Source organism: Geomonas sp. (genome assembly GCF_056994735.1).
In genome coordinates this window covers 16,718-28,253 of the sequence record NZ_JBXKJL010000121.1, presented here as the reverse complement: position 1 = coordinate 28,253, position 11,536 = coordinate 16,718, and the positions used below count along the sequence as shown (strand labels likewise).

Below are 11,536 nucleotides of genomic sequence, written 5' to 3'. Positions count from 1 at the left end.
CTGATTAGTATCAATCTTCCGCCAACTCCCAAAACTGTCATTCCCGAAGCGATTCTGATCGGGAATCCAGCTCCTACACGACGTGAAATCTGGATCCCCGATAAGGGCATTCGGGGATGACAATCTCGTAGCGGAAGATTAGCGCTAAAGTAAAGGAACCGGACTACGCCGAGAAGAATCGTTTAAAGGCGTCGACAGCCAGCTTCACGTCCGCGAAGTTCACGTCCATGTGGTCGCCAGTCGCATCGCTCCCCCCCGCCCGATGAGTATTCCTTCCAGGGCCAGAGCTTCCCGCAGATCCGCCGCGCTGCAGCCTGTTCACGGTCAGGTCTTCGCCATAGACATCGTCGCCAACCTCGGCTTCGGCCATGACCTTGCGCATGGCGGCAGAGGGGCGGGTGACGGTGTCGCTTCTTAGATCTACGAGCTTCATGCCCTTCCTCTAGCATTCCCCTCTCAGGTCAATCCGACTTTGATCCGATCCTATCCGATGTGATCCGCGTGCACCTGCTTTTTACCTAGCGCCCTTACTCCGGCTTCTCGACGAAGCGGTACCTGTTGTTCCAGATCTTGTCGTCCCTCAGGTAGCAGACGCAGTGATCGGGGTTGGCCGCCAGGTGCCTCATGATATTGAAGACGGTCTCGACTTCATCTGGTCGCGCCAGTGCCATGGCCATTTCCTCGCAGGTGAACTCCCGTCCCTGCTGTTCCCGCAAGAGTTCCAGGATCTCCCCCTGGAGCTTGAGAACGGTACCGGCGGCCTTTTTCCCGGCCTCGACACCGGGCTGATGGTAGGCGTTGATATTGACCAGCGAGGCGTACAGTCCCACTGCCCGTTCGTACAAAGCGATCAGCGCGCCGACAGAGACCGGCGAGACCTCATTGACCGTGATGGTCAGCGATTCCCTCCCTTTCTCGTACAGCGCCTCCCTCGTTCCCTGGAAAAAGCCGGAAAGATAATCCCCCGAGGTCGCTCCCGGGTCGACTTCGATGGAGGCGCCCTCGCGGTCCCTGAGCACCTCGATAAAGGTGGCAAAGAAGTTGGGCACCCCTTCCCGCAGTTGCTGCACATAGGCGTGCTGGTCCGTGGAACCCTTGTTGCCGTAGACGGCGATACCCTGCGTGACGGTCTTGCCGTCCACGTCGCGTTCCTTGCCGAGCGATTCCATGATCAGCTGCTGCAGGTACCTGGAGAAGAGGAGGAGCCTGTCCTTGTACGGAAGGATGACCATGTCCTTGGCGCCTCGTCCCGCGGTGGCGTGGAACCAGGAGATGGCAAGGAGGGCTGCGGGGTTCTCCCTGGTGACGGTGCTCCTGGTGCTCTGGTCGCAGAGCCTGGCGCCGTCGAGAATCAGGTCGATGTCGATACCCTGCAGCGCGGCGGGGAGAAGGCCGACAGCCGAGGTGACGGAGGTCCTTCCTCCGACCCAGTCCCACATCGGGAAACGTGCCAGCCACTCCTCTTCGGAAGCGGTGCGGTCCAGTTCGCTGCCAACCCCGGTGACGGCAACGGCGTGGCCGGAGAAGTTCAATCCCGCCTTGTGGAAGGCCTCCCGGGCCTCAAGCATGCCATTGCGAGTCTCCTTGGTCCCGCCGCTTTTGGAAATTACCACTACCAGCGTCTGCTGGAGGGAATTACCGAGTTCGGCGATGACCCGGTCCATGCCGTCGGGGTCGGTATTGTCGAAGAAGTACGGCCGCATCCGGTTCTTCGCGCCCCCGAGGCTGTCGGCGACGAACTGGGGGCCGAGGGCCGATCCGCCAATACCAACGATGAGAAACTTGGTGAAATGGACGCCGCCGGGAGCGGAAATGTTCCCTGCATGTACCGACCCTGCAAAAGCCTTGATTGAGGCCACCGTCCCGATTATCTCTTCCGATAATTCCTCATTGGGGGCAAGCTCGGGAGCTCGCAGCCAGTAATGCCCTACCATCCGGTTCTCGTCCGGATTGGCCACCGCGCCTTGCTCGAGCTCCGCCATCGCCTTATATCCCTTTTGCAGGCGCGGCTCCATTTCCACTAGAAAGCTGTCGGGAAAGTTCATCCTGCTGGTATCAACCGTCATCCCGATCTCGGGGTTGTGGTAGAGCCTGTGTTTGTAGCGCTCCCAGAGCTGCGGCTTTTGCATGTAACCTCCCGTACGAGTTGCCAGTGTCGTTGATGTTTTTGCTGAGTTTGACTCGGGTACGGCCAGCATTTCTCATTTGTGCCGGGGCATCATATCATAAATTAAAACTTATTCAAGTTCGACGGCGAGTCCTGTTCAAAACCGCCCGTTGCTGCTCATGAGAGTGGCTGCAGCTGCAACTACCCGATATTGCACATATTTATGCCGTAGCGGCACCTGCTTGTGCAAGGTGTGAACATTGCCGGTTTCGGCAGGGAAACCGGGGGGGCTGAATTAACTCAACAATAACCTGTACCTACAGCGAGTGCAAGGGGCGGATGTCGTGGTACGGCTGTTGTAATGAGAAAAGACGTCGCCACTCCAGGCGAGGGAGAATCGGGGGAACAGATGAACGCAAAGCGCAGGAAGGATGTGGATGCCACGGCGAGGCTCTTCCAGGAGAACCTCGAACCGGTCTTCGGGGTTATCGCCGCCAGCTCGCAGGATCACGTGATGGACAAGCTGTCCATATCACTCAGGAAGGCCCTTCTCCTCATTGCCATCGACCGCTACGGATGTGACAACGAGAGGATCGCACGCGCCCTGGGAATTACCAGGGCGAGGCTTGAGAAGGAGCTTGAATCGTGCCTTCTCCAGCACCAGGATCAGCGAGCCGCCTGAGCCGGGCTCAGGCTTCGGAGGATTCTGGAACCCCTGGCAGAGGTGCGAGATCCCTAACGAAATGCCTTGAATAATGAAACGGGATTTGCTACAGTGCCCTGTCAATCCCAAGTATCCCGGCGCGCCAGAGCATCGGCAGATCTAGCTGTAAAAACGCAGCTTTGTCCCCTTCCACCGTGACGTTCGACGGGCCGCAAGATAAAATGAGGCATGTTATGGATGCAGCCCTTGCCATTATAGGGGAAGAACTTAAAAACGTAGAACTGCAGTTCAAAAAAGACCTGCAGTCTGATGTCCCGCTGATCCGCAAGGTCGGCGAGTACGTCCTCTCGAGCGGCGGCAAGAGGATTCGTCCGGCCCTCGTCCTGCTGGCAGCCCGGCTCTGCGGCTACGAAGGTGCCCGCAGCGTTCCGCTGGCGAGCGTGGTGGAGTTCATCCACACCGCCACCCTGCTCCATGACGACGTGGTAGATAACGCCAACCTCCGCCGTGGCATCGCTTCCGCCAACACCCTTTGGGGCAACGAGGCATCGGTGCTGGTCGGCGACTTTCTCTTCTCCAAGTCCTTCTCCCTCATGGTCGCCGACGGCGATCTCGGGATTCTCAAGATCCTTGCCGACGCCACGACCATGATCGCCGAGGGGGAAGTGCTGCAGCTGGTCTGCACCAGCGATCTCGATATCACCGTCGACCGCTTCATCGAGGTGGTCCGCTCCAAGACCGCCATCCTGCTCTCCGCCGCCTGCGAGGTGGGCGCCATTCTCGGAAAAGCCGAGCCCGAGCTGCAACAGGCTGTGGCCGACTACGGTATGGAACTGGGGATCGCCTTCCAGCTGATGGACGACACCCTGGACTATACCGCCAGCGAAGAGCAGTTCGGAAAGAGCATCGGCCACGACCTGGAAGAGGGAAAGATCACCCTCCCCTTGATCCACACTCTCCAATGCTGCACCCCGGAGGAGCGCGAGGTGATCGCGGCGGTGGTGGAAAAGGAACTCCTCAGCGACGAGGACTTCGCCAGCGTCTTCGCCCTGGTCCACCGTTACGGCGGCATCGAGCACACCGTTGCTGCTGCCAGGGAACACGTCGCCCTCTGCAAGAAGCACTTGGATAAATTCCCGGCTTCAGTGGTCAGGGATGCCATGGCGGATCTCGCCGACTATGTCGTGACGCGCGTTAAATAACCGTTAGCGGCTCGTCATTTAACCGGGCTCCTCTCGCCATTAGTTATTTTTAGTGTATTTTTTTTAATTAATTTACCCTTGCCACGGCTGTCTCGTCTTCGCGATATCATGTCACGTCGCGAACTTCCGTCTGCAATCCCGCCAAGCGCTCTCCATCGCTGCACCGGCTGGTCTGCTTTTTGCTACCTCGTCTCCCCGAACTATGAGATTCATTTTCGTGGGGGGCAACGTGGACGAAGAGACGCCGCTGCACTCGTCTGAACTGGAAGTTAACGGGGAGTACTTCAGCATCAATATCTATTGCAGCGCCGCCGGGAGGTATTTCGCCAAGACCTGCCTCGGAGAAGGTGACGTCATAATCACCGACGGCCCCACCGTCGTCGATGCACTGAAGAGGCATGAAAACCTGCTCCCGCTGGCGATCGGGACCAGGGAGCTCACCAATAGTTATCTTGGTTCTCCTCGCCGCCCCAAGGGGCGCCGCCTTTGATCGAAGGGTAAAGTCGGCGAGGCCCTTTTCCCGGGCACCGTCGCCCGTCCCGGGGCACGCTGAATAGCTACCATGGCAGCTCCACCTCGATCACTTCCCACCGTTCCATTTCTCTTCCCGATGCCATTTCTCGCCCTCTCTTGCCACACCATCACAAGGACTCTCCCGATCGCTTCGACAGGGGAGATCTTCATTTGCAGTTCCTTGACCTGCAGCTCATTATAAATTGATTGCCCTGACCGCCCAAATCGGTTAAAAATTAAGGCTGACCCCGATGCCGGGGCAACCTCTTGCCGCCCAGGACCCGATGCCCCCCAGGATATTGATCATAGATGACGACAGCTCGCTGCGCCGGGTGCTGGAATACAACCTCCAGCAGGAGGGGTATTCCGTCTTTACCGCCGCCGACGGCGAGAGCGGGCTCAAGCTGTTCGCCGAGAAAGAACCGTCCCTGGTGATAACGGACCTGAAGATGCCCGGCATCAGCGGCTTCCAGGTCCTTTCCGCCATCAAGGAGAAATCCCCGGCCACCGTCGTCATCGTCCTCACCGCCTTCGGCGCCATAGACACCGCCGTCGAGGCGATGAAGCTTGGCGCCTTCGACTACCTGACCAAGCCCTTCAACCGTGACGAGCTGAAGCTGACGGTGCGCAAGGGGCTTCAGTTGCAGGGGCTCTCCGAGGAGAACCGCCTCCTCAGGGAAGAGCTCTCGGGCAGGGCCGAATTCAAGAGCATCATCGGGACCTCCCGCGCCATGGAGGGGGTCTTCGCCGTGGTCCGCAAGGTCGCCGACACCGAGGCCACCGTCCTCATCACCGGGGAGTCCGGTACCGGGAAGGAGCTGGTGGCCCGTGCCATCCATTCCGGCAGTTCCCGCCGCAGCGCCCCGTTCGTCGCGGTGAACTGCGCCGCCATCCCCAAGGACCTCCTGGAGAGCGAGCTCTTCGGCCACGTGAAGGGGGCCTTCACCGGCGCCATCCGCGACAAGGAAGGGAAGTTCCAACTGGCCGAGGGGGGAACCATATTCCTCGACGAGGTCGGCGACCTTCCCCTCGAGCTCCAACCCAAGCTGCTGCGCGTGCTGCAGGAGAGGGTGGTCGAACGGGTGGGGGGGACGTCCAGCGAGAAGATCGACCTCCGGGTGGTGGCCGCCACCAACGCCGACGTCGAGAGATCGATTGCCGAGGGGAGGTTCCGCGAGGACCTCTACTATCGGCTCTGCGTGATACCGATCAAGCTCCCCCCCCTGAGGGAAAGGGCGGAGGACATCCCGCTTTTGCTGCGCTACTTCTGCGCCAAATTCGGAGCCGAAGGGGTGACCTTCACCAAGCCGGCGCTGGAGCGGCTGCAGAGGTACACCTGGCCCGGAAACGTGCGTGAGCTCGAGAACACCGTGGAGCGCCTCCTCATCATGCGGGAGGGGGACCAGATCGCGGTGGAGGAGCTGCCGGAAAAGATCTCCGCCGCTGCCGGTGGCCCGCAGGGTGGGGTGCTGCGCCTGCCGCCGGAGGGATATTCGCTCGAGCAGCTGGAGAGGGAGGCGGTGCTGGAGGCGCTGTCGAGGTGCGACTGGAACCAGACCGCCGCAGCCAGGTTCCTCCGCATCCCGCGTCATACGCTGATCTACAGGATGGAAAAATACAATATCGTTCAACCGGGGAGGAAGTAATGAAGCGTTGGGTTTTGGCCGTGTTGCTGCTGGGCGTTTTCGTGGTCTCGGGCTGTACCAAGCATGAGGAGCCGGCAGTCGAGGGGAATCCGGCCCCTGATTTCACCCTGAAGGACCTCTCCGGTCGGCCGGTCCAGCTTTCCTCCCTGAAGGGAAAGGTGGTCATGCTCAACTTCTGGGCCACCTGGTGCCCCCCCTGCCGCGAGGAGATCCCCTCCATGGTGAAACTGAACCAGCTCATGCAGGGCAAGCCCTTCCAGATGCTGGCCGTTTCCATAGACGAAGGGGGCAAGGACGCCGTCCTCTCCTTCTTCCAGAAGAATGGAGTCTCGCTGCCGGCCCTGCTCGACACCGACGGCAAGGTCGCCAAGCGCTACGGAACCACCGGGGTCCCCGAAACTTTTGTGATAGATCCCAAGGGTGTTATACTCAAAAAGGTAATCGGTCCGATGGATTGGAGCTCTCCACAGGTGGTTGCCGCATTCGACGACTTAATCAGGAAAAAGTAACCCGCAGCCCCGGCGGCACCGCACGCACCCTGGAGAATAACAGATGGACTCGACCAACATCAGCCTGATAGGCGCCTTCGTGGCGGGATTGCTGTCTTTCCTCTCACCGTGCGTGCTGCCGCTCATCCCCTCGTACATCACCTACATAACCGGTCTCTCCTTCGCCGACTTGAACGCCGAGCACCCCTCTCACAAGGTGAGGGAGCAGACCATCATCCATTCCCTCCTCTTCATTGCCGGCTTTACCTGTGTCTTCGTGCTGCTGGGCGCCTCCGCCACCTTCCTCGGCGACTTTCTTCATGAACACAAGACCGCCATCCGGAGGGTGGGTGGTATCCTGATCATCATCTTCGGCATCCAAGTCTCCGGCCTCTTCGATATCGGGATGCTGCTGGGCGAGAAGAAGATCACCCTGCACCGCAAACCTGCCGGCTACCTGGGGAGCTTCGTGGTCGGCGTGGTCTTCGCCGCCGGATGGACCCCCTGCATCGGTCCGATCCTGGCCACCATACTCGCCGTGGCGGCTACCGAGGGGAGGGGCGTCTGGTTACTCCTTGCCTACTCCATGGGGCTCGCCATCCCCTTCTTCCTGGCCGCGCTGGCCATGCATCACTTCTTGATACTCTTCCGGCGCTTCAAGCGGCACATCCGCCTGTTCGAGATCTTCACCGGATTGATCATGGTGCTGGTGGGCATACTCCTCTTCACCAACTCCCTGGTGATAATAAGCAGATACACCAGCGCCTGGTTCGGCGCAGAGTAGCCACCCGCAGGCTGCGGCCCTTGTGGCAACCGGCGAGCGCAGGAGAGATCCCGTGGCCAGATCACCCTTGATCATCCAGCTTGCGGTCTCCGATCTCGGGACCACCGAGGCCTTTTACGCCGGCATCCTGCAGTTGCCGCTGGAGAGGCCGGTGACCTCGATCGGGGCGCCGGAGCACCTGGTGCTCCGATGCGAGGGCGGTTGGGAAGTGATATTCGTGGAAGAGGCGTCGATGGCGCGGGCGCATCCTATTCTGGAGGCCCGCCTGGCGAACTTTCCGCGGGGGGTGGGGATGACCCTTCATCTTGTGGTGAGCGATCTTGATGATATCTACCAGGAGTTGCTGGAGGAGGATCTGGAAATTCTGTACCCGCTGGAGGTCAAGCCTTACGGGGCTCAAGAGCTCTGGTGCTTCGATCCGGACGGCTACCTGGTCGTGCTTGAGGAGCCCACCCGCGACACCCGCCTCCCTGCTCAGCAGTAGCTCCCCCCCTGAACTGCCGGACCCATCTGCCGTCTTCCCGGTCATCAATGTCCCCTCTGCCACCGTGATCATGTTGCGGACGAGAGGCAAATCCCCCCTGTCCCCAGCGGTGTCCGGTTAGCTACTTGCACCTGCCCATTTCTCCACAGTTCAAGCTCCCCCTCGCCCTCCGGGAGAGGGTCGGAGTGAGGGAAGCCCATATCTCCGTGGCACTTGCCCTCACCCCTGCCCTCTCCCATAGGGAGAGGGAGCAGTTTCGAAGGAAGGTTGGGAGGGGAAAGAGGCAAAGCAAAAACCTAACCGGACAACGCTGCCCTGTCCCCCCTTTGACAAGGGGGGGACGTACTGGGGCCTTATCAGAGGAAGTTTATCGGCTCTTACGAGAAGGCATGGGCTCCTCCCAAGGGAAGAGCCTTTGTGTTTTAAGGGGCGCTGATGGAGAAGAGGCGGCTTTCTTCGCCTGAGGGATTCACCACCTGGAGCCGGATCGACTTGAGGATGGGGTCGTACGGGTGGCGCTGGTAGACCAACTGGTTGCAACCATCGAATATTATCTGGTCGCGGTCTCCTACCGCCGGCTCCGCGGTCCCTATCCTGACGCCGTCGGCAACGAGTTGGGAGGTCTGCAGGAAATTCCTTCCCGTAATGATCAACTCGTAGTAACTCACGTGGTCGGCACCTATCGAGACACTGGTAATCTCCGGCCGGGAATCTATGAAGAGGGCCACCGTCCCCGAGGTCGCGTCGGAAGGGTTCTTCACCTGCACCTGGTGCAGTCCTCCCGGCAACTGCGGGACGATGAAAGAGAGGGCGGTGGGGGAAAGGTAGCGGGTGCCGATGGCGGCGCCATCGAACATGATCCTGGCGCCGTTCTGGAAGTTGGCTCCAGACACAACGATTTCGCGCTCGAATCCGGAGGCGCAGGCGGCGATGGTGTCGGGGGTGAGACTGGAGGTTACCGGCCTAAGCGGCAGGACCGTGAAGTTGAAGGCCCGGCTGGTGGCGCCGTCGTCCCTTCTGAGATAGAGGGCGTAGACGCCGGGCTGCAGGTCGGGGAGGTCGAAGGAGAGAATTTTACCCCCGGGTGCGATGGTGGTGGGAAGCTGGCTTGTCCCGAGGAAGGCTGCTGTCCCCGCGGTAAATCCGGTGCCGTTAACGGTCACGGTCATTCCCGGCTCGCCCTGGGCCGGTATGATGCTCAGGATAGTCAGAGCGGGAAGTCTCGGTTGGGTGGCCTTTCGTACCGGTTCGGCCTGACAAAAGGCTGCCGCTGCGACAGCCATGACGGCGATAAAAATCACTACTTTTATCAGGTGACGGTACACGGCAGATCCTCCATTAGTAGCGAAAACATGACACTAATTAAACATCGCCCCCGGCCCTTGTCAATTCTCCACCGTCAGCGAGAGCCAGACCCCGACCAGCAGGAAGATGAAGTCCGTGGCCCATGCCGCCACCATCGGCGGCAGCAACCCCGCCTGTCCCACAGAGATGATGATCGAATTCACCACCACGTAAAGAAATCCCACCGCCAGCGACAGTCCGATTCCGAAGGCGATCCCGCTCGACCGGCCGCTGCGCAGGGCGAAGGGAGTGCCGAGAATGGCCATTACCGCGCAGGCAAAGGGTATGGAGAACCTGCTGTACATCTGGGTCAGGTATCTGGTCGGGTCATAGCCACCAGCTTTAAGCTTGTCGCAATACCGGCGCAATTCGCTGATGGTCATGCTGTCCGAGTACTTCCCCAACACCTTGAGGTCTGCCGGCTTCAGCTTGAGTCCCACCCGCAATTCCGGGAAAGCTTTCGTGCTCGAGATCTCTCCCCCCGTGAAGTTCCGGATAACGGCCTCCCTGAAGACCCAGCCGCGGTCATCGAGGGTGCCCGAGCCCGCGTCGGTGCGGGTCACGGGGGCGGTGGTCCCGCGACCGAGCTCCCAGAGCGTGATTCCCTTAAGCTCCCGCCTCTGGGGGTCGAAGAGACTTGCCCGCAGGATCACCCCCTCCTCCCGGTGCCAGATGTTGTGCTGACGGAAATAGGTGCTCGGTGCCTTCTTCTCGATCAGGACATCCTGGATATAGGTGCGCTGGGCGTAGGTGGTGGGGAGGACGAATTCGCCGATGGCAAGGTTGACGACGCTGACCACCAGGGCGATGCCGAGGATGGGCGCCGCGATCCGGGTGATGCTGACCCCGCAGCTGCGCATCGCCGTCAGCTCGGAACTCATCGAGAGGGACCCCAGGGTGAGGAGCGTGGCCATCAGCACCGCCAGGGGAGACGCCTGCATCACTATCTCGGGGGTCTTCAGGAGGAAGAAGAGGGCGATGTCGCTCCAGCGGCCGCCGTGGCTGGTGAAACGGTTGATCTTGTCCATGAAGTCGACTACCAGGTAGATGGCGAAGAAGGCGCCCATGCACAGGGAGAACATCCTCAGGTAGACCTTGGCCACGTAACGCGAAAGTATTCTCATCCCCTTCCCCTCCTGCCGAAGCGCGAGAGGAGCGCCGATTTACACCGGCCCAGCAGGGCGGCCAGCGGCAGCTGTTCCTCGGAGGCCGCCTTCCTGAAGAGGTAGATGCCCAGCAGCAGGAAGAGGACGTTGGGGGTCCAGCAGGCGACCGCTGCCGGGACCAGCCCCTTCCCCCCCAGGGTGTTGAAGCCGGAGAGGATCACGTAGTAGACGAGGATGACCCCGATGCTGAGGGAGAAACCTGCGCCCTTGCCGGAGCGGCGGTTGAGGATTCCCAGCGGCATGGCCAGCAGCGTGAAGACGAAGCCGGAGAAGGGGAGCGCCAGCCGGCTGTGATACTCGAGCCTCATGGCGCGGCGGGCCTTCCGGTCGAGGGTCGGCGCCGGGTGCGAGAGCTCCTGGAGTGTCATGTCCCCTTCGCCCTTGGCGACCTGCGGGCCCTCCGCCAGGGCCACCCGCAGGTTGTACTCCTGGAAATCGACCAGCCGGTACTCCCCCTGTTCCGTGCTGCGATGGATGCTCCCGTCCTTGAGATGGAACTCGATGGAGTGGGTGCGCCGGTCGTTGAGGAGTGCCCCGGTCTTGGCGAAGATGGTGGAGGCGTTACGCGGATTCCTCTCGTCGTGGATGATCACTCCCGCCATGGCCTCCCCCTTGGGATCTAGGGTGTCGGTGTAGATGACCATGCCGGGGAAGGCGTTATTGAAAACCTTCTCCTTGACCACTATGGCGGCGCTGTTCTGGGCCACGTCGACCAGCAAGGTCTTGAACGAGAGGTTGCCCCACGGTACGCCGTAGGCGGAGATGAAGAGGCAGACGACGCAGGAGACCAGGGAGAAGGCGAGAGCCGGCGGCAGCATCCCGTACAGGCTTATGCCGCAGCTCTTCATGGCGGTGATTTCGCTGTCGGCGGAGAGGCGGCCGAAGGCCAGCAGCACCGCCATGAGCACGGCCATGGGGATGGTGTAAAGCCAGAAGGGGGGGAGGAGATATACCACCATCCAGACCACGTCACGAAGGGGTACCCCCTTCTCCACCACCATCTCGGCGAGCTTCAGGAAGCGTCCCATCAGCAGTACGAAGGTGAAGGTCCCCATGCCGACCAGGAAGGGGGGGGGTATCTCCTTGAATATATAGGCGTACAGCGTCTTTTTCATGGATCTCGCATCATACATTAGTT

12 protein-coding genes are annotated in these 11,536 nt (G+C 60.6%); 7 read left to right on the top strand and 5 right to left on the bottom strand.

Features of this window, described 5'->3' with window-relative positions; translation table 11 throughout:
- Window positions 1–163 precede the first annotated feature (163 nt).
- Entirely contained in the window at window positions 164–433 is a 270-nt protein-coding gene (locus tag AC11W3_RS05960) for a beta-eliminating lyase-related protein (protein WP_484092642.1), read from the bottom strand.
- A 94-nt stretch (window positions 434–527) separates the two neighbouring features.
- Entirely contained in the window at window positions 528–2,129 is a 1,602-nt protein-coding gene (locus AC11W3_RS05955; protein ID WP_484092641.1) for a glucose-6-phosphate isomerase, read from the bottom strand.
- Between the two features lie 387 nt (window positions 2,130–2,516).
- Here AC11W3_RS05955 and AC11W3_RS05950 point away from each other — a divergent pair, with 387 nt between their 5' ends.
- The 7 genes from AC11W3_RS05950 to AC11W3_RS05920 all read left to right on the top strand — a co-directional run bounded on the left by AC11W3_RS05950 (window position 2,517) and on the right by AC11W3_RS05920 (window position 7,888).
- Window positions 2,517–2,789: a hypothetical protein gene (locus AC11W3_RS05950; RefSeq protein ID WP_484088592.1), complete on the top strand. Its 273-nt coding sequence runs from the start codon at window positions 2,517–2,519 to the stop codon at window positions 2,787–2,789.
- Between the two features lie 215 nt (window positions 2,790–3,004).
- Window positions 3,005–3,973 (top strand): polyprenyl synthetase family protein, encoded by a 969-nt coding sequence (locus AC11W3_RS05945; RefSeq protein ID WP_484088593.1) that lies wholly within the window; start codon window positions 3,005–3,007, stop codon window positions 3,971–3,973.
- A gap of 229 nt (window positions 3,974–4,202) precedes the next feature.
- On the top strand, window positions 4,203–4,463 hold the full coding sequence (locus AC11W3_RS05940; protein ID WP_484088594.1) for a hypothetical protein: 261 nt from the start codon (window positions 4,203–4,205) through the stop codon (window positions 4,461–4,463).
- A gap of 307 nt (window positions 4,464–4,770) precedes the next feature.
- Window positions 4,771–6,132, top strand: coding sequence for a sigma-54-dependent transcriptional regulator (locus tag AC11W3_RS05935; RefSeq protein WP_484088615.1), 1,362 nt, complete (start codon window positions 4,771–4,773; stop codon window positions 6,130–6,132).
- Window positions 6,132–6,641, top strand: a complete 510-nt coding sequence (locus tag AC11W3_RS05930) for a TlpA disulfide reductase family protein (protein WP_484088595.1) — start codon at window positions 6,132–6,134, stop codon at window positions 6,639–6,641. The genes AC11W3_RS05935 and AC11W3_RS05930 overlap by 1 nt, the downstream gene beginning before the upstream one ends.
- Before the next feature lie 43 nt (window positions 6,642–6,684).
- A complete protein-coding gene (locus AC11W3_RS05925; RefSeq protein ID WP_484088596.1) occupies window positions 6,685–7,404 on the top strand; it encodes a cytochrome c biogenesis CcdA family protein in 720 nt (239 codons plus the stop codon).
- 52 nt (window positions 7,405–7,456) lie between these two features.
- The gene (locus AC11W3_RS05920; protein ID WP_484088597.1) at window positions 7,457–7,888 is read left to right on the top strand and encodes a VOC family protein; all 432 of its coding nucleotides are present in this window, start codon (window positions 7,457–7,459) and stop codon (window positions 7,886–7,888) included.
- Window positions 7,889–8,310: 422 nt separating this feature from the next.
- Here AC11W3_RS05920 and AC11W3_RS05915 read toward each other — a convergent pair whose 3' ends face one another.
- From AC11W3_RS05915 to lptF, 3 genes are read right to left on the bottom strand one after another with little or no spacing between them, the layout of a single operon-like run.
- Window positions 8,311–9,213, bottom strand: coding sequence for an IPT/TIG domain-containing protein (locus tag AC11W3_RS05915; protein ID WP_484088598.1), 903 nt, complete (start codon window positions 9,211–9,213; stop codon window positions 8,311–8,313).
- Window positions 9,214–9,273: 60 nt separating this feature from the next.
- Entirely contained in the window at window positions 9,274–10,356 is a 1,083-nt protein-coding gene (gene lptG / locus AC11W3_RS05910) for an LPS export ABC transporter permease LptG (RefSeq protein ID WP_484092640.1), read from the bottom strand.
- Window positions 10,353–11,513 (bottom strand): LPS export ABC transporter permease LptF, encoded by a 1,161-nt coding sequence (lptF, locus tag AC11W3_RS05905; RefSeq protein WP_484088600.1) that lies wholly within the window; start codon window positions 11,511–11,513, stop codon window positions 10,353–10,355. The genes lptG and lptF overlap by 4 nt, the downstream gene beginning before the upstream one ends.
- Window positions 11,514–11,536 lie beyond the last annotated feature (23 nt).